The sequence below is a fragment of the Thauera sp. 27 genome, from assembly GCF_000310125.2.
In the GTDB taxonomy this organism is placed as follows: Bacteria; Pseudomonadota; Gammaproteobacteria; order Burkholderiales; family Rhodocyclaceae; genus Thauera; species Thauera mechernichensis.
In genome coordinates, this window is record NZ_AMXB01000006.1 from 28,261 (window position 1) to 52,365 (window position 24,105).

Sequence of the window (24,105 nt, forward strand, 5' to 3'; positions counted from 1 at the left end):
GCCGCGATCAGAACCAGCCCTCAACCTTGCTGCGCGCGGGTACGCCGCCGGAATGAACTACGCTGCCGTCGATTACGACAGCTGGCGTCGCCATCACGCCGTAGCTCATGATCTTCTGTAACTCCTCGACCTTTTCGAGCGCAATCTGCTCACCCATTTCGCCGGCGACCTCTTCGATGAGCTTGACCGTGTTCTTGCAGTTGGCGCAACCGGTACCGAGAACCTTGATGTCCTTCATGATGCTTCTCCTTCGCTGGTCATTGTGTCGGTGAGAAACACGGGCGCAAAGCCTCCACCCGCGGTACGGAAGTTGGTGGTCTGCCCCGTGTAGAGCCTTGCTGCGACAAGCTGAATCTCGCCTGCATAGGCATAGGCGCGAATGTCGAGCTTGAGATCGTTACCGGCGTCGTCGACCCGGACACGCCGTTCGGAGGGCAGGGCAAGGCTCTGGGCAACGCCTGCGCTACCGCCAGCGCACTGCTCGTGGCGCTGGGGCGGTGTTGTTCGGGCGCTACGGCGGTTGGTATCACGAGGGTCTCACTGGGCGGACTAAAAGCGCAGGTCGGCGCGGCTGACGTTGCCGCAATGCAGTGCTTCGCGATGTGGCTAACGCTGCAAGTTTAGTCGAGCACAGGCCGGGGAAGGTGCGTGGGGGATGCGGTCAGGGAGTGACCGCTGTACGAAGGGACGGGTTGGTGGTCAGTAACCTGCATGTCACACATCGTTGCTAAGATTTCAATTATTCTAAAAGTGTTGTGTTATTGGAGATTGACATGAGGATTGGCATCAATGGCATGGGTCGCATCGGCCGCCTGGCGCTGCGCGCCGCGATGGGGGCTGCGGAACGGCAGGCGGACGACCCGCGCGCGGGCAACCGGCTGGAAGTGGTGCACCTCAACGAACTGAAGGGCGGCGCAGCGGCTACTGCACACCTGCTCGCCTTCGACAGCGTGCAGGGCAAGTGGCGTGCGGATATCGCCGCCGAAGGCGAGGGCGCGATCGGCATCGACGATCGCCGGCTGTCCTTCTCCGCGCACGCTACCGCGGCCGAGATCCCCTGGGGCGATCTGGGTGTGGATGTGGTGCTGGAATGCACCGGCAAGTTCCTTACCCCCGAAACCCTGCAGGGCCACCTCGACCGCGGCGCCAAGCGCGTGATCGTGGCTGCCCCGGTCAAGACCGGCGGCGTGCTCAACGTGGTGGTCGGCATCAACCACGAAGCTTATGACCCGGCGCGCGACCGCATCGTGACCGCGGCCTCGTGCACCACCAACTGTCTGGCGCCGGTGGTGAAGGTGGTGCATGAGAACCTGGGCATCCGCCACGGGCAGATCACCACCATCCACGACCCCACCAACACCAACCTGGTGGTCGATGCGCCGCACAAGGACCTGCGCCGCGCGCGCAGCTCGCTGATGAGCCTGGCGCCCACCACCACCGGCAGCGCCACCGCGATCGCGCTGATCTACCCGGAGTTGAAGGGAAAGCTCAACGGCCACGCGGTGCGCGTGCCGGTGTTGAACGCCTCGCTCACCGACTGCGTGTTCGAACTCGAGCGCGCGACCACGGCTGAGGAGGTCAATGCGCTGTTCAAGGCCGCGGCCGAAGGCGAGCTCGCCGGCATCCTCGGCTACGAGGAGCGCCCGCTGGTGAGCGTCGATTACGCCCGCGATACGCGCAGCTCGATCGTCGATGCACTCTCCACCATGGTCACCGACGGCACGCTGCTCAAGGTGTACGCCTGGTACGACAACGAGATGGGTTACGCCTGCCGCATGGTCGACCTCGCCTGCCATATGGAAACCGTGGGTATCTGAACATCATGCAACACGCTGCGCGCAACTACGCCATCGTCACCGCCGCTTACTGGGGCTTCACGCTCACCGATGGCGCGCTGCGCATGCTGGTGCTGCTGCACTTCTACCGCCTGGGCTATTCGCCGTTCACGCTCGCCTTCCTGTTCCTGCTCTACGAGGCGGCGGGCGTGCTGGCGAACCTGGTCGGGGGCTGGCTGGCGACGCGTTACGGCATCGCGCGCATGCTCAGCGTGGGGCTGGTGACGCAGATCGTCGGCTTCGTGCTGTTGTCGCTGCTCGACCCGGGGTGGACGGCGGCGATGGCGGTGGCGTGGGTGGTGGTGGCGCAGGGCATCTGCGGCGTGGCCAAGGATCTGACCAAGACCGCGAGCAAGTCGGCGATCAAGCTGACCCAGTCCGAGGCTCAGGCCGAGGCGAAGGCTCAGGGCGGGGATCAGGGCCAGCTCTTCAAGTGGGTGGCCTGGTTCACCGGCAGCAAGAACGCGATGAAGGGCTTCGGGTTCTTTCTCGGTGGTCTGCTGCTGGAAACCTTGGGCTTTCGTGGCGCGCTGTGGGCGATGGCGGGTTTGCTGGCACTGGTGCTTGCCGGCGTGCTGCTGTCCTTGCCGCCGATGATGGGCAAGAGGAAGGCCTCGAAGTCGGTGCGCGAACTGTTTGCCAAGAACCCCGGCATCAACGCGCTGGCCGCGGCGCGCGTGGTGCTGTTCGGCGCGCGCGACGTGTGGTTCGTGGTCGGTGTGCCAGTGTTCCTGTACTCGGCAGGGTGGTCCTTCACCATGGTCGGTACCTTCCTCGCTGCGTGGACCATCGGCTACGGCCTGGTGCAGGCGGCCGCGCCGCACATCGTGCGCCGCAGCGCCGACGGCCTGAGCCGTGAGGTGCCGGCGGCGCGCTTGTGGTCGGCGCTGCTGGCGCTGATCCCCGCTGGGCTGGCAGTGGCGGTGTGGCTGCAGCTGCCCAGCCTGGAATGGGTGGTGGTATGCGGCCTGGGGCTGTTCGGCTTTGCCTTCGCGGTGAACTCCTCGGTGCATTCCTATCTCGTGCTCGCCTACGCGGGCTCGGAGAAGGCGGCTGAGGACGTGGGCTTTTACTACGCCGCCAATGCGCTCGGCCGCTTCATCGGCACGCTGCTGTCGGGGCTGCTGTACCAGTGGGGCGGGCTGCTTTACGCGCTTGCGGGTTCGGCGCTGATGCTGCTGATCTGCTGGCTGGCGACGCTGGCATTGCCGCTGGTGCGTGACGCCGCCGCCCGGATGGAGACCTGAGCTGACGGTCTGGAGAACAAACATGGAAAAGAACACTGCACTGCCGATCTTCGAGGCGCTGTCCTCCGGCATCCGGCTGGACGTCTTTCGCCTGCTCGTGCGCGTCGGACCGGCCGGCATGGTGGCGGGCGAGCTGTCGGCCGCGCTCGACATCCCGCCCACCAACATGTCCTTCCACCTCAAGACGCTGAGCCATGCGGGCCTGGTGTCGGCAGAGCAGGAGGGGCGCTTCCAGCGCTACCGCGCCAACATGGCGCTGATGCGCGAACTGGTGGCCTATCTCACCGAAGAATGCTGTGCCGGCATGCCTGAACTGTGCGGGGTCGATACCTGCGCCGACGGGCTCGATTGCTGAGTCGAATCACATCGCCCGATCCGGGCTCATAACGAAAAAGGGGCCTCCCATGTCTGACAGGATCTACTGCGTGCCCTCACGCGGCCTGACCTCGATCAATCACGACCGCCTGGTCATCAATAACGAGATTGGCCACATTGGCCATCTGCCGACGGAGGCTTGATATGGGGCTGTTCGAGCGTTACCTGACGGTCTGGGTCGGGCTGGGGATTCTCGCTGGCGTGGGGTTGGGGCTGGTCGCACCGGGTGCGTTCCAGCTCATCGCCGGACTGGAGTTCGCGCAGGTGAATCTGGTGGTGGCTGTGTTCATCTGGGTGATGATCTACCCGATGATGATCCAGATCGACTGGCACGCCGTGCGCGATGTGGGCAAGAAGCCCCAGGGCCTGATCCTGACCCTGGTGGTGAACTGGCTGATCAAGCCCTTCACGATGGCGGCGCTGGGGGTGCTGTTCTTCCACTACCTGTTTGCGCCCTGGGTCGATCCGCAGTCGGCCAGCGAATACATCGCCGGCATGATCCTGCTCGGCGTGGCGCCGTGCACCGCGATGGTCTTCGTATGGAGCCAGCTCGTGAAGGGCGACCCCAACTACACCCTGGTACAGGTGTCGGTGAACGACATCATCATGGTGTTCGCCTTCGCGCCGATCGCCGCCTTCCTGCTCGGCGTCACCAACATCACCGTGCCTTGGGAAACGCTGGTGCTGTCCACCGTGCTTTACGTCGTGCTGCCGCTGCTTGCCGGCATGGCAACGCGGCATGCGCTGGAGCGGCGTTCGCCGACGGCGGTGGCAGATTTCGTCGCCCGGCTCAAGCCCTGGTCCATCGTCGGCCTGATCGCCACCGTGGTGCTGCTGTTCGGCTTCCAGGCCAACACCATCGTCGACAAGCCGCTGGTGATCGCGATGATCGCGGTGCCGCTGATGGTGCAGACCTACGGCATCTTCCTCATCGCCTACCTTGCCGCCAAGGCGCTCAAGTTGCCGCACAATGTGGCCGGTCCGGCCTGCCTGATCGGTACCTCGAACTTCTTCGAGCTGGCGGTGGCGGTGGCGATCTCGCTGTTCGGGCTCAATTCGGGTGCGGCGCTGGCAACCGTGGTCGGCGTACTGGTCGAGGTGCCGGTGATGCTGTCGCTGGTGGCCATCGTCAACCGCACGCCGCACTGGTTCGCCCCTGCCGCCGTTGCCGCGCGGCGGGCTGTCATGAAAGAGGAAACACGCTGATGAGCGACATCACGATCTACCACAACCCGCGTTGCGGTACCTCGCGCAACACGCTGGCGATGATCCGCAACAGCGGGGTGGAGCCGGCCGTCATCGAGTACCTGAAGACCCCGCCCAGCCGAGAGCAACTTGTCGCGCTGATCGCGGCCGCCGGTCTCGGGGTGCGCGGCATCATGCGTGCCAAGGAGGCCATGTTCTCCGAACTGGGCCTCGCAGACCCGGCGAAGACCGACGGCGAGCTGATCGAGGCGATGATGACCCACCCCATCCTCATCAATCGGCCGATCGTCGTCACCCCGCTCGGCACGCGGCTATGCCGGCCGTCCGAGCTTGTGCTCGACATCCTGCCGCAGCCGCAGCGCGGCGCCTTCACCAAGGAGGATGGCGAGAAGGTCGTCGACGCGGAGGGGCGTCGTGTCTGAGCCGCTGCCCGGCCAGTCCCTGCCTGACCTGCCGAACGTGGACGCGGCGCTGTTCCGTGAGCCCGATCCCGCGCAGTTGCAGGCTACCCAGCCGTCGACCCATCCGCCGCGCATCGTGCTGCTTTATGGTTCCTTGCGGGCGCGCTCGTTCAGCCGCCTGCTGGCAGAGGAAGCCGCCCGCGTGCTTCGCGCCATGGGCGCCGAGACGCGGGTCTTCAACCCGAGCGGCCTGCCGCTGCCGGACGATGCGCCCGACACCCACCCCAAGGTGGTCGAACTGCGCGAGCTCACCCAGTGGGCCGAGGGCATGGTGTGGTGCTCGCCCGAACGTCATGGCGCGATGACCGGCATCATGAAGACGCAGATCGACTGGATACCGCTGTCGGTCGGCGCGGTGCGCCCGACCCAGGGCAAGACCCTGGCGGTGATGCAGGTGTGCGGCGGCTCGCAGTCGTTCAACGCGGTCAATCAGATGCGCGTGCTCGGGCGCTGGATGCGCATGCTGACGATCCCCAACCAGTCTTCGGTGGCAAAGGCCTTCCTCGAGTTCGACGAGCATGACCGCATGAAGCCTTCGGCCTATTACGACCGCGTGGTGGATGTGATGGAGGAACTGGTGAAGTTCACCCTGCTCACGCGCGACATCGCGCCTTACCTGGTCGATCGCTACAGCGAGCGCAAGGAGAGTGCAGCCGAGCTGTCGGCGCGGGTGAACCAGTCTGCCATTTGAACGCGAGGACGATTGCCTGCCTGAGTTCATCATGCGCCAGACCTTGCTGCGAGATCCTTGTGCCTGCTATTTCATCATCCACACCAGCCCCATGGTGAGCGAGGGGAAAGCGACCAGCAGCAGCAGGCGCAGAAGGTCGATTCCGACGAAGGGGAACAGCCCGCGGAAGATTGCCCCGAGCCTGACGTGGGGCAGGGCGGCCTTGAGCACGAACACGTTCATGCCGATCGGTGGCGTGATGAGGGCGATTTCGGTGACCACCACGACGATGATGCCGAACCAGACCAAATCGAACCCGTGGCTGATGAGGATGGGGATGAAGAGGGGCACGCAGATCAGGATGATCGCGAGCGACTCCATCACGCAGCCCAGCAGCAGGAAGATGAGCAGGATCGCCGCGAGGGTCTGGTATGGGCCGAGGCCCGCTTCCTGGACGAGTTCCAGCATGCCTTCGCCCAGGCCCGAGAACGAGATCAGCTTGGCGAACAGCAGCGCGCCGAACAGCACGCTGTAGAGCATCACCGAGGTGATCGCCGTCTCGATGAAAATCTGGCGGAAGCTCTGCCAGCCGATTCGCCGCTGCGCAATGGACAGGATCAGCGCCAGGCCGGCACCCATGCCCGCAGCCTCGGTGGCGGTAAAGAGCCTGCCATACAGGCCGCCGATAATGAGTACGAACAGCAGGGTGAAGGGCCACACGCCGCGCAGTGAGCGCAGCTTTTCCGCGGTGGTAGTGCGCTCGCCGCGGGGGGCGTCCTGCGGGCTGATGCAGGCTATGGCGTAGACCACGCCCAGATATAGGAGCAGGCCGAGGATGCCGGGTATCACGGCGGCGACGAACAGATCGCCGATATTGGTCTGGGTGAGGATGCCGTAGATCATCAGGATGATCGAGGGCGGGATCAGGATGCCCAGCGTGCCACCGGCAGCGATGGTGGCCGCGGCGAGTTGGTCCGAGTAGCCGTAGCGCTTCATGCTCGGATAGGCGACCTTCGACATCGTGGCCGCAGTGGCCAGGCTGGAGCCGCACACTGCGCTGAAGCCCGCACAGGTGACCATGGTCGACAGCGCCAGGCCCCCGCGCACCGGGCCGAGGAAGGCATTGGCGGCGCGGAACAGGTCGTCCGAGATGCCCGAGCGCGCTAGGATGTTGCCCATCAGGATGAACATCGGTACTACGGCCAGTTCGTAGGAGAACACGGCCTCGGAGATTGTCATCGGCACCAGCGAACGGGCGACGTCCCAGCCCATGACGACGCTGATGCCAGCGAGTGACACCGACAGCAGCGCGAAGGCGAGTGGTACGCGCAGGAAGGCCAGCACCAGCACGGCCAGAAGGGAAAGCAGACCGACGGTCATTTGGCGTGCTCCTCGGTGGTGTGCTGGGGGTGCGAGGCGGGCGGGTTAAAGCAGCCGATCAGGGCAGCCAGAGCCGACAACAGGGAGGCGAAGGCGATGAAGGCATACATGCCGCTGCGCGGAATCGACAACGCCTGGCTGATCTCCTGGATCTGGCCCGCCTCGATCGCTGCGTTGAAGAACTCGTAGGCAATCAGCAGCAGCACGGCCGTCATCAGTGCCGAGATCAGTCGGTGCCACCACGCCATAGCCGGGCGCAGCAACCACTTGTCGAACAGATCAACGCTGAGATGGCCGCGTGCGAGGGTGAGCAGGGGCAGGCCGCAGAACACCATGATCGCCATCAGGTGCTCGGTGGCGTCATGGGCGCCAAAGACCGGAGTCCCGAACAGGCGGCGACCGGTGACGTCGGCGAAGGTGAGCAGGACCATGCCCATCAGGGTGAGGATGAGCAAGGACTCTACGGCATTGCGCAGGCGGGACAGATACGCGTCCATGTGTTTCTCCTTGTGGGCGAGGCCGGCCTCTGCCGGTATCACGGGGCGATCAGCGGCTGCCTTGGGCCTTGTAGCGCTGCTCGAAGAACTCGAGCATTTCCATCGGCTTGTCGACACCGAAGCTCGGCCCTTCGGCTGCCCAGTCAGCGAGCATGCGCTCGCGCACCGCGCCGATGCGTTCGACCAGCGCCTGCGAAGGCTCGTTGAAGTTGTGGCCCTCGGCGCGCAGCTTGGCCTCTCCAGCTTGGTTCTGCGCGTCGAAGCGCTGGCCCCAAAGGCGCGACAGCTTCTCGCCCGACACGCTCATGATGGCCTTGCGGTCGGTCTCGGAGAGCCTGTTCCACTTGCCCTCGTTCATGACGATGAAGAAGCTCGCGTCGTAGAAACCGCCGGGGACGATGGTGTGGTGCTTGAGCTTGCCCTCGACGCGGAAGTTGATGACCGACTCGATGGTGTGCAGGGACGCGTCGACCACGCCGCTCTCGAGCAGTTCGTAGGCCTTCGGACCGGGACCGGCGACCGGCACCGCGCCGAGGTCTTCGAGCAGACGCTTCTGGATGGGGCCGCCCATGCGCACTTTCTGGTTCCTGAGGTCGTCGGGCTCGACGATCCCCTTCTTGCCGTGGTGGATCTGGCCGCCGCCGAAGAGGCCGACACCGAGCATGACCACGCCTTCGAAGGCCGGTTTGCCGGCGAGGTACTTCTCGTAGGTCTCCCACAGCGCCACCGAGGACGCCTCGGCATTGGTGCCGATGAAGGGCATCTCCGAGAACCACAGCGCCTTGAAGCGATCGGGCTCGTAGGTGAAGTTGCCCCAGGTGATGTCCGCCACGCCCTTGCGTGCCAGTTCCCAGTGCTGGGCGGGGCCGCCGACCGGCTTGGGCAGGATGCGCACGTTGACGCGGCCTTCTGTGACACGCTTCACGTCTTCGATCCAGGGCTGGAAGACTTCGGGCGTCAGGAAGTGGGTCGGGGACACCCAGCTCGACATGGTCAGGGTGATGGTGGCCTGGGCTGCCGCGCTGCCAGCGCCGATCGCAAGGACGAAGCCAGCCGATACGGTGGCAAAGAGTTTGTTGATTCTCATACTTGTCTCCTCAAGGGGTTTCGTTAGCAAGGTAGTGTTCGACCAGACCGACCCAGAGCCCGGCACCAACTGCCAGGCAGGCATCGTTGAAATCGTAATGCGGGTTGTGGACCATGCAGCCGCCTGCCCATCTGCCTTCGGCGTGGCCGTTGTCGCCATTGCCGACGAGTACGTAGCAACCGGGGACCTGCTCGAGCATGAAGGCGAAATCCTCGCTGCCGGTAAGTGGCTGGGTGTCGGTCACGACGTGATCGGTGCCAAACAGCTTGCCTGCGACCTCGACGGCGAAGGCGGTTGGTGCGGGGGCGTTGATGAGGACCGGATAGCCGCGCTCGTGGCTGATCTCGCAAGTGCAGCCGTAGGCGCGCGCCTGGTTCTCGGCGAGCTCGCGGATGCGGCGCTCGAGCAGGTCGCGGGCACCGGGGTCGAGCGCACGCACGCTGAGCTCGAGCTCGGCAGTTTCGCCGATCACGTTGTAGGTCGAGCCCGCCTGCAAGCGGCCGACGCTGATCACTGCGGCGTGGTTGGGATTGATGTTGCGGCCGACGATGGACTGCAACCCGAGCACGGTCGCCGCTGCAGGCAGGGTCGGATCGATTGCTATGTGTGGCATGCCACCGTGCCCGCCGCGTCCGATGAAGCGAACCAGCACCTTGTCGGAGGAGGCCATGAAGGCGCCCGGGCGGACATGAACCTCGCCAACCGGGATGCCCGGGAAATTGTGCATGCCGAAGATGACGTCACAGGGGAAGCGTTCGAGCAGTCCCTCGTCGATCATGCGACGTGCGCCGCCGCCGCCGCCAAGCTCCTCTGCTGGCTGGAAGATCAGCACCAGGGTGCCCGTGCCCTTGAACACGCCTTGCTGCGCACGGGCAGCGAGCGCCTGGGCTGCGCCGAGCAGCATCGCGGTGTGGCCATCGTGGCCGCAGCCGTGCATCTTGCCGGGGACGGTGCTCGCCCATGGCAGGCCGGTCATCTCCTGAACCGGGATCGCATCCATGTCGGCACGCAGTCCGATCGTGCGCCCGCGGCTGTCACCCACACGCAATACACCCACCACTCCGGTCACGGCGATGCCGGTATGTACCTCATAGCCCCAGGTGCGCAGTCGTTCAGCCACGAGTGCGCTGGTGGCGTGCTCCTCGAAACCGAGTTCGGGGTGCCTGTGAATGGCACGGCGCCAGGTGGTCATGGCGGCGAGGTCCAGGTTTGCGGAGCTGCGGTCAGCTGCGTTCATATCGGCTTTCGATAAAAATAGCTCATGTGTTGATATTAAAAACTTGATGAGAACACCGTAAGGCGATATTTTTTCCGAGGTGACAACCAAGGAAGATCACCTGGATGAAGGATCACCAACTGAAGGCCTTGCTCCAGGTTGCGGAATGCGGGTCGATCAGAGCGGCAGCGCGCAACATGAACCTGAGCCAGAGCGCACTGACCAAGGCCTTGCGCGAGCTCGAAGAGGACGTGGGGGCCGAGTTGCTTTTGCGCAGCTACAAGGGCATCGAATTCACCGACGCCGGGATGACCCTGCTGAGCCGGGCCAGGCTGGCACTGTCTGCGCTGGACAAGGCCCGCGAAGAGATCCGCCTGATGCGCGGCGGCGCGGGCGCGCACGTGGAGGTGGCGATCACGCCGCTGGTGGCCACCACCGTGCTGCCCGAGGTGCTGGCCGCGTATTCACGCACACAGCCCGACGCCAGGCTTACCCTGCACGAGGGCCTGCTGGTGCAAGCCCTTCCAGGCTTGGTCGAAGGCCGCCTCGACTTCGCCATCGCGCTCGCCAGCCCTGAGGATCTGCCCTACGACATCAGCTTTGAGCCGCTCACCGAGATCGGCGCCGTGGCGTTCGTACGCAGCAGTCACCCGCTGGCTGGTGCGCAAGGCTGGCAGGCGCTGGAGGGGGGGCACTGGGTGCTCAACCTCAGCGCCGGCAGCCAGAGCATGGGGCTGGTCGGATGGCTGGAGCGCCAGGGCTACCCGGTGCCCCACAAGGTGACCCACTGTTCGTCGCCTTTCCTGATCCTCGAGCTCGCACGCCGCAATGACCTCGTCGGCTTTGGGCCCAAGGTCCTCATCGCCGATCCGCTCGTCGGCAGCGGTCTGTGCATCCTGCCGCTGCAACCGCTGCCGCCACCTATGCCGCTGGGCATCCTCACCCTGCGTGGGGTTCCGCTCGGCAGCGCAGCCAAGAAGCTTGCCGCCCTGTTCAGGCGGCGGCTCGCTGGCGCGTTCGGCGAATGAGGGCTATTGGTCGCTGGAGGTGCCGGTGGTGGAGCCCAGCGGCCGATGTAGAATCACGCGATTCCAACCAGACCAGCCCCGGGCCTTGCCCCACATGATCATGATCCAGCCGACTCCCCTGACCCAACTTCCGCAGTCCGAGCTCTTTCGCAAGGATGACGTGTTCGTGCTCTTCGGCGAGCTCTTCGGGCGCGGATACGCCACCGGCCTCGTCGACCAGGCGCGTGCGGCCGGCATGCAGATCGTCGGCATCACGGTGGGGCGGCGCGACGACAACAACGCCCTGCGTCCGCTCAACGACGAGGAACTGGCAGCGGCCGAGGCCAACCTGGGCGGCAGGATCATCAACGTGCCGCTGATGGCCGGCTTCGATCTCGACGCGCCCGCTGGCGAGCCGACCCCGACCGAACTGCTCAACGCCATGACGCTCAAGACCTGGGAGCAGGACAAGCTCGACTGGGCGCATATCGACAAGTGCCGTGCGATCGGCACCGAGCGCTTCCGCAAGGGGGTGGCCGAGGTCATGGCCGTGCTCGACGGCATGATCGCCGACGGGCGCAATGTCCTCTTCGCGCACACCATGGCGGGCGGCATCCCCAAGGCCAAGGTGTTCATGGTGATCGCCAACCGCATCTACAAGGGCCGCGGCGAGCGCTTCATGTCGTCGCAGACCCTGCTCGACAGTGACCTGGGCAAGCTCATCCTGCAGAACTTCGACGAGGTTTCGGCCAACACCTTCCTGCACCTGATCGAAGGCAGCGCGGCGATCCGCGCCCGCGTCGAGGCCGCGGGCGGCCAGGTGCGCTACACCGCGTACGGCTACCACGGCACCGAGATCCTCATCGACGGGCGTTATCAGTGGCAGACCTACACCAACTACACCCAGGGCTACGCCAAGATGCGCCTCGAACGCATTGCGCGGGCGGCGTGGGAGCAGGGTGTAAAGGCCACGGTCTATAACTGCCCCGAGATCCGCACCAACTCCACCGATGTGTTCGCCGGCGTGGAGCTGCCCCTGATCGCACTGCTCGAGGCGCTCAGGAAGGAAGGCGGCGGCGCCTGGGCCGAGTCGCAGTGGCAGGCATGTCGCGACCTGCTGGTCGACGGCGTCACCCTGGAAGACGTGCTGAAAAAGGTCGCCGATTTCCAGACCAGTGCCGTGATGCAGCCCTTCCACGACTTCGACGCCTGGCCGATGCCGAACAACCCGGAGCAGGCCGACCTGCAGATCGGTACCTCCGAGGACATCGTGCAGATGCACAAGGACCGCAAGGCCCTGGTCACCGACCTGCTCAGCACGCTGGTGCTCGAGGCCAGCGGGGCGCTCATCTTCCGCGAGTCCGCGGCGCCCGCCGGCCCGGTGCTGTGGCTCAACCACGACATCGTGGCGCGCCAGCTCAACCAGCTGCACGCCTGATGACACCGGCCCAGCCCAACAACCCACTTCATGGCCTCACCCTTGAGCGCATGCTCACCGAGCTGGTCGCCCGCTACGGCTGGGCGACGCTCGGCAGGCGGGTCAGCATCCGCTGCTTCAATCACGAACCCAGTGTCGCATCGAGCCTGAAGTTCCTCCGCCGAACTCCGTGGGCGCGGGAGCAGGTCGAAGCGCTCTACCTGGAGTCGCTGCGGCGCTAGCAGGGGGCGCCCGCATCGCTTGGTCGTCATCGCGGCTGTCGCCGGATTAGCGCTCTGGCATATACTCGGCCGCGCCAGGGTGCTCGCGGGGCACGGCCACGCACCTGCCTGCCCCTATCCCTGGATTACTTCAAAGACACGGAGTTTCACCACATGAGCCGCCCCACCCGAATCGTCGCCGCGCTGGTCGCGGTCGCGTTGATCTATCCCGCCGCAAGCTGGTATTCCGGCACGCGCATCCAGCAAGTCCTGGACGAGCACTACGCGGACATGAAGTCCCACCCAGCGCTCAAGGTCAGCGAACGCGTCTACGAGCGTGGATTCTTCAGCAGCACGGAAAAGCTGAAGTTCGACATTGCCATGACGGTCACGGCCGAGGATGGCTCGCTGCAGATGGGCGAACCCCTGCGCATGAGCGTGCTCAACCGCATCCAGCACGGCCCCCTGCCTCGACTCGGAACCCTGGCGGCGGCAACGCTCGACAGCGAGCTTGACGTCGAAGGGGAGGCGGGCGCCAAGTTGCGGGAGACGCTGGGTGACAAACCAGCACTGCAGGCGCAGACCGTGGTCCGGTTCGACGGCAGCGGCCATTCGCGGATGACGACGCCGGCACTGGAGCTCGAACTCGCGGCGGATACGGAGCGTGCCCTGCGCGTCGCCTTCAGCGCCTTTCAAGTGGACATCGATTTCGGTCCCGGCATGCGCCAGTACGCGATGAAGCTCGGTATCGACCGCTTCTCGATGGAGGATCCGAGCCTGCGCATCGTCATGTCGGAGCTGGCGCTCGATGCCGACCAGCGTCGCCTGTTCGACGATGAGGCCTGGCTCTATGTCGGCAAGCAGCGTGCAACGATCGCCTCCCTGCACGCCGAGGGCAAGGATGATGGCGAGATGGCGGGGACCGACCTGCAGCTCGAACGCCTGAGCTACGAGGTCGATGCCTCGGCCGAAGGCGACTACGTGGATGTCATCGCCATGCTGGGGACGGAGGTGCTGCGTGTCGGGGGCAGCGATTACGGCCCCGCGCACTACGACTTCTCGATCAAGCATCTGCATGGGCGGACGCTGATGGAGCTGTATCGCAGCTTGATCGAGGTCAGCAGCGACCCCGCCCAGGTTGCGCTCCAGGCCGAGGATCCGGCGGCAATGTTCGCGCCCCTTGCCGAGCCGGCGCTCACCCTGCTGGCCCACGACCCCGAGTTCAGCATCGACCGCATCAGCTTCACCAGCCCGCATGGGACGGCATCGCTGTCTGCTCACGTCAATCTCAAGGGCATCGAGCCCGACGAGCTCAACAACCCCATGATGCTGCTCGCCAAGATCAACGCCGCCGCGGAAGCCTCTTTGCCGCAGGGCCTGGTCGTCGCCCTCATCGGCGCTCAGGCTCAGTCCCCGCAGGAGGCCGCGGTCGTCGCTGCTCAGTTGCAGCAGCAACTCGACATGCTCGAGGCCCAGGGCTTCATCGTGCGCAAGGGTGGCCAGCTCGGCAGCCGTGCCGCGCTCTCGAAGGGCCAGCTCACCATCAATGGCCAGCCGCTCGACCTGTTCGGGCTGGGCGGGCGCTGAGCGCGGACGCTGTCATCCCCGTGTAACTGCGGGGTCATCTTCCCTGAGTAAGGTGCGCGGTTCGACTTCATGCGAAGTCTCCGTCAACCCACACCCCTCAGGGAACCATGATGAATCGATTGACCGCCGTTTCGGTTGCGCTGCTCTCCGCTTTCGCCTTCAATCCTGCTCATGCGGCACCGACCTGTGCGTCGAGTACCGCCATCGACGGCACCCCTATGCTGATCTGCGCCGAGCCGGGCTCGGTGCCGGTCAGCGACAGTCGTGACGCGCTGCAGGTGCAGGTCCAGGCCGGCGCCGGGATCACCAGCACCAACCGCAATACTGCTGCGCTCGACCTTCGCGGCGTTGGCCAGCAGGTCTCCAACGCAGGCCGCATCGAGAACACCGACACCCGCAACAACGGCTACGCGATTGCGGTAAACGGTGCCAACGCGAACATCGTCAATAGCGGCGTCATCAGCAGCGGCGACCGCGCCATCGAGGTGCTCGGCGGCACGGGTGGCATGCGGGTCGAGAACACCGGCGAGATCCTGGCGCGCCGTCAGGCCGTGCGCTCGCTGGAGGGCTTCGAGAACGCGGAGGTCATCAACCACGGTCTCATCGAGTCGCGCGACGGACGCGCCCTGCAACTGCGTGGCGATGGCGCCCGTGTGATCAACCACGGCACCCTGATCGGCGGCGAAGAGGTCGTCGAGGCGCGCGGCAACTTCTACATGGAGAACTACGGTACGGTATTGCTGCGCGATGGCATCGATGACGAGGACGGCGTGCAGTTCGCATCTGGCGAGATCCACAACTGGGGGCTGATCCAGGGCAGCGATGACGGCGTGGATATCGACGAAGGCCTGGTGCGCAACTACGCGACTGGGCGCATCATCTCCACCGGCGACACGGGCAGCGGCGTCGACATCGATCCGGAATTCGACAACGGCGTCGATCCGATTCGCCCCAGCGGTCCGCTGACGATCATCAACGAGGGCTACATCGAAGGCCCGCGTGCCATCGGTGCCGACCCCGCCGCGCAGTCGAACGTGGATATCATCAACAGCGGCACACTCGTCGGCCGCAGTGGGGCGGCGATCGAACTCGCGCCGGGCCAGGGCGATAGCACGCTGACCCTCACCGGCGGCAGCGAGATCTTCGGTGACGTCTTCTTCGGCGCCGGCAATGATGGCGTCTTCATCGACAGCCTCGGCGCGGCCGGTGTGCTCAGCGCCGGGGTGATCGACGGCGGCCTGGGCATCAACAGCGTGCGCTTCGTGAGCTATGCCTTGTCCGACCTGCTGTCCTTCGTATACGAAGACGAGCGGGTGGAGCTGTCGTTCATGACTGCCTTCGGCAAGGTCAGCGGCGCCTTCCGCAACTTCAGCCAGTGGGACTTCGGCGTCGATGACGCGCGCTTCGATACGCTCACGCTGGCCAGCCGTTTCGATGGCTCGAACGCGGTCCCGGCGCCGGCCACCCTGCCGCTGCTGCTCGGCGCACTCGGCGGGCTGTGCCTCGTCGGCCGTCGCCGTCGCGGCTGATCTTTACGTAAATATCGACGCGAGCAACTATCGTAGCTGTTAACAGGCTCTCGGCAGAGGCAGACTGGATCAATTCATGATGGTAAGGTAAACTATAGGCCTCTCTGGCCTTGCAGGCCATTACCAACGGCGTGTGAGCTATTTGTTCGCTGGCGTACTGTATGTCAGCGAGCGCAGTGCGCGTGTTGCCGTACGTTCCGTGGAATGGTGATCGATGCATGCACTGCGTTTGGGCGCTTTGGTGACGAGTCTTCTGGCGGCGGGCGTGACTGGCTGTGGCTCGACGCCAGAACAGGGAACGAAATATTCGCCTACGCTGTGGCCGACAGAGGCAGCTTCCTTTCGCCAGCGGCCTGGCTCTCCGGTTCTGAGTCCGAGTCAGCGGCGTCTCATCCAGGCACAGCTAGAAGCTCAAGCTGCTGAGCGACTTCGGCTCGAAGCGGAGAACCAGCGCCTCGTTGCCAGCCTGTTCGACATCGGCTTCAAGCCCACCGAACTCGTCGACGTACTCGACGCGTATCAGCCTGCGGGCGGTGTCGATCGTGCCCTCCCCGTGGTGGAAGCGTGCTCGCATCATACGGCGTCGATGGGCAGTCAGTTGTCGTGCGCAGCGAGTGAGTTGGCACAGGGCAATGGAACGGAGGTTACCGTTGCGTACGATGGCGGCGGGCAATCTGCAGGGGCCTTCGACCTATTCGCGCTTAACAGTGATCTGCGCGCCTTTCTGGCAGCTATCCCAAGCGTAGAGCCTGTTCGTGGCGCGCGGGTTACCTCTGGCTTTGGCGTCCGGCGCCACCCTATCTCGCGACAGATCGGTGCGCACGAAGGAACGGACTTTGTCTCTGACGACCGGACCGTGCGCTCAGCCGGCGATGGGGTGGTGAGGTTCGCCAGTCGACGCGGTGGCTTCGGCAAGCTCGTCATCGTGGAGCATCCGCTCGGGTTCGAGACGCGATACGCGCATTTGTCGCGCATCGCCGTGCGCGACGGCCAGCGGGTTGCTGCGGGTCAGGAACTGGGGACGATGGGCAGCACGGGGGTGTCGACCGGGGTGCATCTGCACTTCGAGATGCGCTTCAGGGATCGCCCCCTCGATCCGCTCAAGGCGCTCCGTGCATCGCACATGCCGCTTGTGAGCGCCCGCTCGGGCTTGGTCTGGTGAGCGGGTGGCGATAACGGAGGCAAATCAGGCGGTCGTTTCCCGTGCGGCGGTGCTGCGCGTCAGGATCGCGTAGATCTGATCCTTCAGGCGAAGCTTCTCCTTTTTCAGCACTTCGATCTCCTCGTGGGTGCGGTGCTCCAGATGCATCTCGAAATTCTTGATGCGCTGATCGAGCTCGTTGTGGCGATCGAAAAGATTCAGGAAATGCCGATCACTTGTCTTGAGCTCGGTGATCAATTCACGATGTTCGGGGAACATGGTCTAACTCCCTCAGGGTTTCAAGTTCTCATCCACGATGGCCTGCGGTGACTGAGCCTGCAGGGACGGTGCAGCCCAGTCACCGAATATGTCGGGCGGTGTTCCGCCGCCCGACGCCTACTCACTGGAAGGGATCCGGGCGCGGCGTGGCGTTGCTCGACGGCGGCAGGATCGGCATGGTGAGTTGCGGCTGGTCACCGGTCATCGTCTTCAGGAAGGCGACGATCTTGCCGATCTCGTCATCGTTGTAGGTACGACCAAGCTGCAGGCGCCCCATGATATCCACCGCTTCCTCCAGCGTGGCGGCTTCACCGTCATGGAAGTAGGGGTAGGTCATTTCGACGTTGCGCAGCGTCGGCACCTTGAAGTTGAAGCGGTCCGCATCAACCCCCGTGACGGCCGAGCGCCCTTCGGCCGGCGAAGTCGACTGGTACGGCTCGACCAGGCCCATGCGCTGGAACGAGGTACCACCGGCAGCAGGACCGTTGTGGCAAGCCACGCAGCCGCTTTCCTTGAACAGCGTGTAGCCGGCGAGTTCCTTGGCGTCGAGTGCCTTGTCGTCGCCCTTGAGCCAATTGTCGAAGCGCGAGTTCGGCGTAACGAGGGTCTCCTCGAAGGCCGCGATCGCGCTGGTCACCATGTCCATGTCGATCTGCTCCTTGCCGAACACACCCTTGAACTCGGCAACGTAGCCCGGGATCGACTGCAGCACGTCGAGCGCCAGGGTGTGCGGCATGTTCATTTCGATGTCGGCCTGGATCGGGCCTGCAGCCTGCTCCTGCAGGTTCGCGGCACGGCCATCCCAGAACTGGGCGATGGCAAGGCTGGAGTTGAGAACGGTCGGCGAGTTCACCGGACCTGCCTTCCAACCATGGCCGATCGAGGTCTTGAGGTTGTCGGTACCACCGCGCGACAGGTTGTGACAGGTATTGCAGGAGATGATGCCGGACATCGACAGGCGGGGCTCGAACCACAGCTTCTTGCCCAACTCGACCTTGGCGGGGTTCTCCACCTTGGCGGGCTGGATCGGTTGGATCGGCTCATCGCGTACGGTGGGGGCTGCAAAGGCGCTGCCAAGCGACGCGATGGCGATTGAGATGGTCAATATGTATTTCATGTGCAGACGCTCCGATGTAGAGGTAATTATAAGACAGTGCGATCAATGGGGCTGCGCCGTGACCCTTGGCGCATACAGGTCGTAAACCCATATTTCAGCAATAGTTACGATGCCTGCAGTTGATAAAAATCAACGGACGAACGAATTCTGGCGTTTGAGCAAGTTCCGGTATGGTTTAGCTTTTCTCAGGCTGTTGCGAGGGTCTTGAATAAGGTAAACAATACGCAGCCTGCGGGGTGTGCGCATCTCACGATGATGTTTGGCGCCAGCCCTCGCACAATGCCCGAATTGGGGCAAATGCTGATCTTGAGGTGAGCAGATGATCATCGATCTCGATGAGCAGCGACGCAGGAGACTGGTACATAAACCCTGGGCATGGCGCAACCTGTCCAAGGAGGCCTTTACCGAGCTCTGCCTCTCGGCGCTGCTGGATCTACCCCCGCCGTTCAACACGCTGCCGGAGGCCGTCGCAGGGCAGCTTTACGGCGTACTCTGCTCGCGTCTGGACTGGAAGGAGCGGGTCAGCTTCATCGACAGGGTCATCCTTGAGCCCAATTTCGTGCTTCGCGAGTCGGCCTTGCTCACCATTCTGGGCAAGGAGTTCGACGCGCCCGTCGCTGCAGCGGCGGCGGCGCGGCTGATGGCTGGCGCCCCGATCGATCCGCAGGGTGTCCCCGTCAGCTTTCATGAGTTTGCCGAGATGTTGTGCGAGGGCTCTGTTGGTAACCCTGGGGCGGTGGTCGCCGGTGCGCTCATGGTTGCCGACCGGCAGTTGATAACCGCGATCGAGGGGGTGCGACCCTTGCTGGCGGTGGATACGGTCGCGTCGGCGGCGCAGTGTTGCTGTGGCTTTGCTTCGGCCCTCGTCGTCGACTTCTGGCTCGACTGGATCGAGGAGTTGCTCGACAACCGCTTCGACTCCTTGGCATTGGCCTACGCCCATGCAGCGGTGTCGGCCTTGTTCATCCCAGCCGAGGCGCCCGCACGCCATGAGATCTGCGAGTACGAGCGTGTGCCGTGCAGTGAGGACCTCAGGGAAGAGGCAATTACCGTCGTCCGGCGGTGGAGCTTCGACGCCTTCCGCAGGCGTATTGAGCCGCGCATGCGCAGGATCGCCGCGCACGAGCAGCGCCCGCGCCTCATGCCAGTGATCATGCGTTCCTGGGGATATGACTGAGCGAGTCGGCCACAGCTTCGGCGTTCAGCGCTCGCCAAGTGCCTCTGACAGGGTCTTGGTGACAGGCTTTGTCAGGTATTGAAGTACCGTGCTCGAGCCCGTCTTGATCTCCACTGTCGCCGTCATACCGGGCAGGATATCCAGGTCGGCATCTGGTCGGCCGCTGAACTGGCGACCCTCGGTGCGCACGAGGATGCGGTAGTAGGGTTGTTCGCCCTGGCGCAAGTCCTCACGCAATGTGTCCGCGCTGATATAAGTGAGGCGGCCAGGCAAGTCACCGTAAATCGTGTAGTCATAGGCATCCACCTTGACGGTGGTGGGCAGCCCCTGGCGCACGAAGGCGATGTCGGCCGGGTTCAGGCGCGCCTCGATCACCAGGTCATCCTCGAGCGGCACGATCTGCATGATGTCCTCGCCTGGGCGGATCACCCCGCCCAGGGTCGTGATGCGAACATTCTTTACCACGCCGTGCAGGGGGGCACGGATCTCGGTCTGCTCGAGCACGTTACGACGCTGAGCGAGGGTCTGCTCGACGCCGGCGAGGTCTTCCTGCGCTTTGTTCAGCTCCGCCTGCGCGTCCTGGAAATACTTGTTGCGCTTGTTGGTAATCTGGGCCTGGAGTTCGGCCAGCTGGCGCTCGAGGCGCAGTACCTCGCTGCGGCTCACGTCCCCGGATGCGAGCAGGGGGCGGTTCATCGCCAGCTCTTCGAGCACCAGCGAGGCCATGCTCTCGAGGGCGCCGATTTCCTCGTCGATCGCCGCCCGGCGCTTGCGCAGCAAGGCGAGTTGGTTGTCGCGGAACTGCGGGTAATCTTCCACCTCGGGCGGGAACACCGGCGCGGCGGCGAACACCTCGGCGCGCAGCCGAGCGACCGTGGCCGCCAGGCCGGCCGCGCGCGCCCGGGTCTCGAGGTAGGCCGCTTCGGCGCGGGTGCGCTCCAGGCGAGCGAGCAACTGGCCGCGCTCGACGACGTCACCCTCGCGTACCAGCAGCTCGTCCAATGTGCCGCCTTCCTGCGACTGGATCACCTGCGTGCGTGAGCTGGCGATCACCGAGCCCGCAGCGCGGCTCACCTGGTCGAGCTCCGCGACCCAGGCCCAGCCCAGGAACACCGCCACGGTGGCGATCGTCGCCCACATGATGGTGCGCGGCGCATGAAGGCTGGCGGCGAGGGGACTCGGGTGGTCAGGGTCGGACGGACGTAGAAACCAGAACATGCTCATGCACTTGCAGAAAGGGGAGGGGGCGGAGCGCCATCGCTGCGCCCACGTTCGGCGAGTTGGCTGGCCTTCTCGCGGGCACGGGCGAGCACCTCGTCGCGTGGGCCGTCGGTGAGGATACGGCCGTGCTCGAGCAGGATCACGCGATTGACCTGCATCACCAGCGCCGGTTTGTGGGTTACCAACACGATCGTGGTCTCGCGCGGCAGCGCGCGGAACAGATTGTGCATCACCAGCAGTTCGAGCTGCGCATCGAGCGCGGCCGTCGGCTCGTCCAGCAACAGCACGCGTGGCCGCATCAGCAGCAAGCGGGTCAGGCCGACGAGCTGGCGTTGCCCGCCCGACAAGCCCCGGCCGCCTTCGCTGATCTCCAGTTCCAGGCCGCGCGGGTGGCGCTGGATCACCTGCGCCAGTCCAGTCAGGTTGGCCACTTCCAGGATGCGGCTATCGCTCTGCGTCGGCAGGCCAAGGCACAGGTTGTCGCGCAGGCTGCCGTTGAAGAGTCTCACGTCCTGCGGCAGGTAACCCACGTGCTCACGCACGAATGCCGGTGCCAGGTGGCTCACATCCACGTCATCGAGAAACACCGAGCCCGAGCGCGGTCGGTACAAGCCCGACAGCACCTTGATTAGCGTCGACTTCCCCGACCCCACGGGCCCCAGCACCGCCACGCGCTCACCTGGGGCAATGTTCAGGGCGGGCACAGTCAGCGCCGGGCGCTCATCGCCGAACCCATACACCACGTTGTCCAGGCGCAGGCGGCCCTCGCACTGCTCCGGTACCACCAGCCGCCGGTCCTCGTCGCGTTCTTCGGGCAGCGCCATGATCGCGTCCAGCGCACGTAGCGCGATGCGCGCGTGCTTCCACTGCACGATCAGGTTGGGGATCTGCGCCAGCGGCGCCAACGCGCGCCCGCTGATGATCGTGCACGCGATCAGCCCGCCCATCGTCAATGCCCCGGTGGTGATCGCGTAGGCGCCGGCGGCAACGAGTCCGACGTAGCTCAGCTGCTGCAGGGTCTGGGTGAGGTTGGCCGCGAAAGTGCCATGCAGGCGCATGCGCAGCTCACTCTCGGCCAAGGTGGCGGTCAAGGCACGCCAGCGGTCGAGCAGCTTCCACTCGGCGCCCGCCGCCTTGACCGACTCGATGCCATCCACCGCCTCGATGAGCAAGCCGTTCTTGCGGTTCGACTCCTCGATGTGGGCGGCCGCCAAGCGCTCGAGCGGTGCGCGCAACGCCAGGCCAACAATGAGCGCCAGCCCGGTCACCACCAGCGGCACCAGCGCAACCGGCCCGGCGATGAGAGCGATCACGCCGATGAAGAGCAGTGCGAACGGCGCGTCGGCCAGGATGAACAGGGTCGATGAGGCCATGAAGGCGCGCACCGACTCGAACTGGCGAATCTGCGCCGCAAAGGTGCCGACAGTGCGCGGGCGCGCGTCCATGCGGATGTCGAGCGCCTTGGCAAAGAACACCGCCGACAACTCCTCGTCGATTGCCTTCGAGGCGCGGTCCACCATCTGCGCCCGCACCTGCTTCATCAGCAGCTCCAGCCCAACGGCGAGCAGCACGCCCACGGTCAGCACCCACAGCGTCGAATAGCCCTTGGTCGGCACCACGCGGTCATACACCTGCATCGTGTACATCGCCGAGGTCAGGCCGATAAGGCTCACCACGAAGGTCGCGAACACCGCCTCGACGAAGATTCGCCGGTGGCGGCGAAGCGCGCGTGCGAAGCAGTCGCCCGCGCTCGGCGCGGCCGCCGTGGCCTGCGTGGGCGCCATGCGGGCATGGCCGGTGCTCAGGCAGAGCACGGTGCCCTGCTCGGCCTGGGTGGCCGTCAACACCTCGCGTGCGCCGGCCGCATCGTCCACGACAAGGTCGCCATTGCTCAGCCGTGCGCGCACGAGCAACAGCTGCGCACCATCGCGCGCGAGCCATAGCGCGGGCAGGTCGTCGCGCTCCAGCGCGCGCGCCGCCCGCGGCCTGATCTCGCCGGCCGGGAAGCGCGCCTGCCAGCATGCTGCGGCACGCTGCAGCAGCGGCAGCGAGTCGATGGCGATGCCATCGTGCGTTTCCTGCTGCATGGCGAAGCGATGCACCGGCACCGCCTGTCCAGCCAGGGCTGCGAGCCGGGCGAGCAGGACCGGTAGCGTATGCGCGTCGCCGCTCGAGCTCATTCGGTGCCCGCCGCTGCGGCCTGCACGCCGCTCGCAATCAGCACGCGCAGCGTGCTGAGCAGTGCGCCAGCGCGCGCATCGGCTTGGCCGTATAAGGCCTGGGTGAGCTCGCGCTGGGCGTTTAGCACGTCTAGCCAGCTCTTGCGCCCCACGGTGTATTGACGGATGTAGGAGTCCACCACCTCACGCGTGGCACCCACCAGCTCGGCGCTCGCGGGCAGTTGCTCGCGCAGCGCCATGGCCTGGCTCCAGTCGGTTGCGACCTGTTGCTCGAGCTGGCGGCGGGCGACGGCCAGCGCATCCCGGGCGCCCTCCGCACGGGCCACGGCAGCCTGCATCGCCGTCGCCGCAGACAATCCAGCGCCGGGTTGATACTGCAGCGCCACATAGGTAAAGTCCCGCGCCTGTCCGGGCAGCAGGCTACCCATGCGCTGATCATGTCCAATCACCAGCTGTGGCAACAGGCTCGCTCGATTCACGCCGACCTGCGCGGTCGCGGCATCGATGCGGGCTTGCAGCAGGCTCAGCTCGGGCGAGCGCGCGACCGCCATCCTCACCGCCTCGGCCTGGCTCAGCGACAAGGGCGGCAAGCGCGCCGGCGGCTGCAGGGTGAAGTCGTCCTCACCGACCAGCTGCGTCAGGCTGGCATGGGCGCTATCGAGCAGGGCGCCGGCCTGGATCAGTTCGGTACGGGCCTGCTGCAGGCGCGCCGCAGCCAGGGTTGCGTCCGAGCGCGGGCTCACCTCCGACACGACCCGGCGCAGGATCATGTCGTACAGCCGTTCATGTTCGCTCACGTTCGCGTGCGCAGCGCGCTGGCGCATCTCTGCGCGCCACTGTTCGGCAAACGCGGCGACGGTCGCCAGCTGCAGCTCCTGGCGCGTCAACGCGACGGCCTCCACCGCGGCCGCCTGGGTCCGCTCCGCGGTGTCGATCTGCGCCGTGATGCGCCCGCCGGTCCAGAGCGGCTGCTGGACACGCACCATGGTCTGCACGCCGCCGGCATCGAGCCGCGTGCTCTCGGCGCTCAGGCTCGGGTAGCGGCCCCAGCGTGCGCTGGCGACATCGCTCGCGGCCGCCCGCACATCCGCCTCGCGTTGGGCGACCTGCGGATGGGTGCGTGCCACCTTGTCGAGTGCGGCATCCAGGCTCAAGGGCGTGGCGCCGACCGCGCAGGGCAGCAGGAGCAAGGCGAGCGCAACGGCTTTTACGGGATAGGTCATTCGGTCACACCTTTGCGATGACAAGGCCGTCA

The 24,105-nt window shown here is 65.3% G+C and carries 23 protein-coding genes and 1 pseudogene; 13 read left to right on the forward strand and 11 right to left on the reverse strand.

Going from position 1 to position 24,105, the window contains the following annotated elements:
- Positions 1 to 7: 7 nt before the first annotated feature.
- Positions 8 to 238, reverse strand: coding sequence for a thioredoxin family protein (locus B447_RS04310; RefSeq protein ID WP_002936953.1), 231 nt, complete (start codon positions 236 to 238; stop codon positions 8 to 10).
- Positions 235 to 468: pseudogene (locus B447_RS22815) on the reverse strand (hypothetical protein); the annotation flags it as partial. The gene B447_RS04310 and the pseudogene B447_RS22815, both read right to left, overlap by 4 nt.
- A gap of 305 nt (positions 469 to 773) precedes the next feature.
- Here B447_RS22815 and B447_RS04315 point away from each other — a divergent pair.
- The 6 genes from B447_RS04315 to arsH all read left to right on the forward strand — a co-directional run bounded on the left by B447_RS04315 (position 774) and on the right by arsH (position 5,815).
- A complete protein-coding gene (locus tag B447_RS04315; protein WP_002936954.1) occupies positions 774 to 1,817 on the forward strand; it encodes an ArsJ-associated glyceraldehyde-3-phosphate dehydrogenase in 1,044 nt (347 codons plus the stop codon).
- Positions 1,818 to 1,822: 5 nt separating this feature from the next.
- Positions 1,823 to 3,082: an organoarsenical effux MFS transporter ArsJ gene (gene arsJ / locus B447_RS04320; RefSeq protein WP_002936955.1), complete on the forward strand. Its 1,260-nt coding sequence runs from the start codon at positions 1,823 to 1,825 to the stop codon at positions 3,080 to 3,082.
- 22 nt (positions 3,083 to 3,104) lie between these two features.
- Positions 3,105 to 3,437, forward strand: coding sequence for an ArsR/SmtB family transcription factor (locus B447_RS04325; RefSeq protein WP_002936956.1), 333 nt, complete (start codon positions 3,105 to 3,107; stop codon positions 3,435 to 3,437).
- 164 nt (positions 3,438 to 3,601) lie between these two features.
- Positions 3,602 to 4,663, forward strand: a complete 1,062-nt coding sequence (gene arsB, locus B447_RS04330; protein ID WP_002936957.1) for an ACR3 family arsenite efflux transporter — start codon at positions 3,602 to 3,604, stop codon at positions 4,661 to 4,663.
- Positions 4,663 to 5,085: an arsenate reductase (glutaredoxin) gene (arsC, locus tag B447_RS04335; RefSeq protein ID WP_002936958.1), complete on the forward strand. Its 423-nt coding sequence runs from the start codon at positions 4,663 to 4,665 to the stop codon at positions 5,083 to 5,085. The genes arsB and arsC overlap by 1 nt, the downstream gene beginning before the upstream one ends.
- Positions 5,045 to 5,815, forward strand: coding sequence for an arsenical resistance protein ArsH (gene arsH, locus B447_RS04340; RefSeq protein WP_051018751.1), 771 nt, complete (start codon positions 5,045 to 5,047; stop codon positions 5,813 to 5,815). The genes arsC and arsH overlap by 41 nt, the downstream gene beginning before the upstream one ends.
- Before the next feature lie 66 nt (positions 5,816 to 5,881).
- Here the strand turns inward: arsH and B447_RS04345 are convergent, their stop codons facing one another.
- The 4 genes from B447_RS04345 to B447_RS04360 are packed head-to-tail and all read right to left on the reverse strand — an operon-like array spanning position 5,882 to position 9,995.
- On the reverse strand, positions 5,882 to 7,174 hold the full coding sequence (locus B447_RS04345; protein WP_002936962.1) for a TRAP transporter large permease: 1,293 nt from the start codon (positions 7,172 to 7,174) through the stop codon (positions 5,882 to 5,884).
- Positions 7,171 to 7,671, reverse strand: coding sequence for a TRAP transporter small permease (locus tag B447_RS04350; protein ID WP_002936964.1), 501 nt, complete (start codon positions 7,669 to 7,671; stop codon positions 7,171 to 7,173). The genes B447_RS04345 and B447_RS04350 overlap by 4 nt, the downstream gene beginning before the upstream one ends.
- Before the next feature lie 49 nt (positions 7,672 to 7,720).
- Positions 7,721 to 8,758 carry a TRAP transporter substrate-binding protein gene (locus B447_RS04355; protein ID WP_002936967.1) on the reverse strand — a complete coding sequence of 346 codons (1,038 nt, stop codon included), beginning with the start codon at positions 8,756 to 8,758 and terminating at the stop codon, positions 7,721 to 7,723.
- 10 nt (positions 8,759 to 8,768) lie between these two features.
- A complete protein-coding gene (locus tag B447_RS04360) occupies positions 8,769 to 9,995 on the reverse strand; it encodes a M20 aminoacylase family protein (protein ID WP_002936971.1) in 1,227 nt (408 codons plus the stop codon).
- A 104-nt stretch (positions 9,996 to 10,099) separates the two neighbouring features.
- Between B447_RS04360 and B447_RS04365 the strand changes: the two genes are divergently transcribed.
- From B447_RS04365 to B447_RS22040, 6 genes are all read left to right on the forward strand, one after another.
- On the forward strand, positions 10,100 to 11,002 hold the full coding sequence (locus B447_RS04365) for a LysR substrate-binding domain-containing protein (RefSeq protein ID WP_002936974.1): 903 nt from the start codon (positions 10,100 to 10,102) through the stop codon (positions 11,000 to 11,002).
- A 100-nt stretch (positions 11,003 to 11,102) separates the two neighbouring features.
- Positions 11,103 to 12,419, forward strand: coding sequence for an enoyl ACP reductase FabMG family protein (locus B447_RS04370; RefSeq protein ID WP_037982349.1), 1,317 nt, complete (start codon positions 11,103 to 11,105; stop codon positions 12,417 to 12,419).
- Positions 12,419 to 12,640, forward strand: coding sequence for a VF530 family DNA-binding protein (locus B447_RS04375; RefSeq protein WP_002928273.1), 222 nt, complete (start codon positions 12,419 to 12,421; stop codon positions 12,638 to 12,640). The genes B447_RS04370 and B447_RS04375 overlap by 1 nt, the downstream gene beginning before the upstream one ends.
- Before the next feature lie 153 nt (positions 12,641 to 12,793).
- Positions 12,794 to 14,206, forward strand: a complete 1,413-nt coding sequence (locus B447_RS04380; RefSeq protein WP_002936982.1) for a YdgA family protein — start codon at positions 12,794 to 12,796, stop codon at positions 14,204 to 14,206.
- Positions 14,207 to 14,316: 110 nt separating this feature from the next.
- Positions 14,317 to 15,735 (forward strand): hypothetical protein, encoded by a 1,419-nt coding sequence (locus B447_RS04385; protein WP_232431526.1) that lies wholly within the window; start codon positions 14,317 to 14,319, stop codon positions 15,733 to 15,735.
- Positions 15,736 to 15,949: 214 nt separating this feature from the next.
- Positions 15,950 to 16,897 (forward strand): M23 family metallopeptidase, encoded by a 948-nt coding sequence (locus tag B447_RS22040; protein ID WP_083491412.1) that lies wholly within the window; start codon positions 15,950 to 15,952, stop codon positions 16,895 to 16,897.
- 24 nt (positions 16,898 to 16,921) lie between these two features.
- Here B447_RS22040 and B447_RS04395 read toward each other — a convergent pair whose 3' ends face one another.
- Both B447_RS04395 and B447_RS04400 read right to left on the reverse strand, forming a co-directional pair.
- A complete protein-coding gene (locus B447_RS04395; protein WP_002936987.1) occupies positions 16,922 to 17,155 on the reverse strand; it encodes a YdcH family protein in 234 nt (77 codons plus the stop codon).
- 121 nt (positions 17,156 to 17,276) lie between these two features.
- The gene (locus tag B447_RS04400) at positions 17,277 to 18,272 is read right to left on the reverse strand and encodes a cytochrome-c peroxidase (RefSeq protein WP_002936989.1); all 996 of its coding nucleotides are present in this window, start codon (positions 18,270 to 18,272) and stop codon (positions 17,277 to 17,279) included.
- A 319-nt stretch (positions 18,273 to 18,591) separates the two neighbouring features.
- Here B447_RS04400 and B447_RS04405 point away from each other — a divergent pair, with 319 nt between their 5' ends.
- The gene (locus B447_RS04405; protein WP_002936991.1) at positions 18,592 to 19,449 is read left to right on the forward strand and encodes a hypothetical protein; all 858 of its coding nucleotides are present in this window, start codon (positions 18,592 to 18,594) and stop codon (positions 19,447 to 19,449) included.
- Between the two features lie 24 nt (positions 19,450 to 19,473).
- On the opposite strand, the gene B447_RS04410 is transcribed toward B447_RS04405, so the two are convergent.
- Genes B447_RS04410 through B447_RS04420 form a run of 3 tightly spaced genes read right to left on the reverse strand, consistent with a single transcriptional unit; the run spans position 19,474 to position 24,073 of the window.
- The gene (locus tag B447_RS04410; protein WP_198291743.1) at positions 19,474 to 20,667 is read right to left on the reverse strand and encodes an HlyD family type I secretion periplasmic adaptor subunit; all 1,194 of its coding nucleotides are present in this window, start codon (positions 20,665 to 20,667) and stop codon (positions 19,474 to 19,476) included.
- Between the two features lie 2 nt (positions 20,668 to 20,669).
- On the reverse strand, positions 20,670 to 22,850 hold the full coding sequence (locus tag B447_RS04415) for a type I secretion system permease/ATPase (protein ID WP_002936995.1): 2,181 nt from the start codon (positions 22,848 to 22,850) through the stop codon (positions 20,670 to 20,672).
- Positions 22,847 to 24,073 (reverse strand): TolC family protein, encoded by a 1,227-nt coding sequence (locus B447_RS04420; RefSeq protein ID WP_002936997.1) that lies wholly within the window; start codon positions 24,071 to 24,073, stop codon positions 22,847 to 22,849. The genes B447_RS04415 and B447_RS04420 overlap by 4 nt, the downstream gene beginning before the upstream one ends.
- Positions 24,074 to 24,105: the final 32 nt, after the last annotated feature.

What these genes read in the sequence shown, in the direction of transcription:
- B447_RS04355 (WP_002936967.1), bottom strand. Translation starts at nt 8,758, where the DNA reads ATGAGAATCAACAAACTCTTTGCCACCGTATCGGCTGGCTTCGTCCTT.
- B447_RS04395 (WP_002936987.1), bottom strand. Translation starts at nt 17,155, where the DNA reads ATGTTCCCCGAACATCGTGAATTGATCACCGAGCTCAAGACAAGTGAT.
- B447_RS04315 (WP_002936954.1), top strand. Translation starts at nt 774, where the DNA reads ATGAGGATTGGCATCAATGGCATGGGTCGCATCGGCCGCCTGGCGCTG.
- B447_RS04360 (WP_002936971.1), bottom strand. Translation starts at nt 9,995, where the DNA reads ATGAACGCAGCTGACCGCAGCTCCGCAAACCTGGACCTCGCCGCCATG.
- B447_RS04370 (WP_037982349.1), top strand. Translation starts at nt 11,103, where the DNA reads ATGATCCAGCCGACTCCCCTGACCCAACTTCCGCAGTCCGAGCTCTTT.
- B447_RS04385 (WP_232431526.1), top strand. Translation starts at nt 14,317, where the DNA reads ATGAATCGATTGACCGCCGTTTCGGTTGCGCTGCTCTCCGCTTTCGCC.
- B447_RS04380 (WP_002936982.1), top strand. Translation starts at nt 12,794, where the DNA reads ATGAGCCGCCCCACCCGAATCGTCGCCGCGCTGGTCGCGGTCGCGTTG.
- B447_RS04345 (WP_002936962.1), bottom strand. Translation starts at nt 7,174, where the DNA reads ATGACCGTCGGTCTGCTTTCCCTTCTGGCCGTGCTGGTGCTGGCCTTC.
- B447_RS04400 (WP_002936989.1), bottom strand. Translation starts at nt 18,272, where the DNA reads ATGAAATACATATTGACCATCTCAATCGCCATCGCGTCGCTTGGCAGC.
- B447_RS22040 (WP_083491412.1), top strand. Translation starts at nt 15,950, where the DNA reads ATGCATGCACTGCGTTTGGGCGCTTTGGTGACGAGTCTTCTGGCGGCG.
- arsB (WP_002936957.1), top strand. Translation starts at nt 3,602, where the DNA reads ATGGGGCTGTTCGAGCGTTACCTGACGGTCTGGGTCGGGCTGGGGATT.
- B447_RS04415 (WP_002936995.1), bottom strand. Translation starts at nt 22,850, where the DNA reads ATGAGCTCGAGCGGCGACGCGCATACGCTACCGGTCCTGCTCGCCCGG.
- arsJ (WP_002936955.1), top strand. Translation starts at nt 1,823, where the DNA reads ATGCAACACGCTGCGCGCAACTACGCCATCGTCACCGCCGCTTACTGG.
- B447_RS04325 (WP_002936956.1), top strand. Translation starts at nt 3,105, where the DNA reads ATGGAAAAGAACACTGCACTGCCGATCTTCGAGGCGCTGTCCTCCGGC.
- B447_RS04375 (WP_002928273.1), top strand. Translation starts at nt 12,419, where the DNA reads ATGACACCGGCCCAGCCCAACAACCCACTTCATGGCCTCACCCTTGAG.
- arsC (WP_002936958.1), top strand. Translation starts at nt 4,663, where the DNA reads ATGAGCGACATCACGATCTACCACAACCCGCGTTGCGGTACCTCGCGC.
- B447_RS04420 (WP_002936997.1), bottom strand. Translation starts at nt 24,073, where the DNA reads ATGACCTATCCCGTAAAAGCCGTTGCGCTCGCCTTGCTCCTGCTGCCC.
- arsH (WP_051018751.1), top strand. Translation starts at nt 5,045, where the DNA reads ATGGCGAGAAGGTCGTCGACGCGGAGGGGCGTCGTGTCTGAGCCGCTG.
- B447_RS04410 (WP_198291743.1), bottom strand. Translation starts at nt 20,667, where the DNA reads ATGTTCTGGTTTCTACGTCCGTCCGACCCTGACCACCCGAGTCCCCTC.
- B447_RS04365 (WP_002936974.1), top strand. Translation starts at nt 10,100, where the DNA reads ATGAAGGATCACCAACTGAAGGCCTTGCTCCAGGTTGCGGAATGCGGG.
- B447_RS04350 (WP_002936964.1), bottom strand. Translation starts at nt 7,671, where the DNA reads ATGGACGCGTATCTGTCCCGCCTGCGCAATGCCGTAGAGTCCTTGCTC.
- B447_RS04405 (WP_002936991.1), top strand. Translation starts at nt 18,592, where the DNA reads ATGATCATCGATCTCGATGAGCAGCGACGCAGGAGACTGGTACATAAA.
- B447_RS04310 (WP_002936953.1), bottom strand. Translation starts at nt 238, where the DNA reads ATGAAGGACATCAAGGTTCTCGGTACCGGTTGCGCCAACTGCAAGAAC.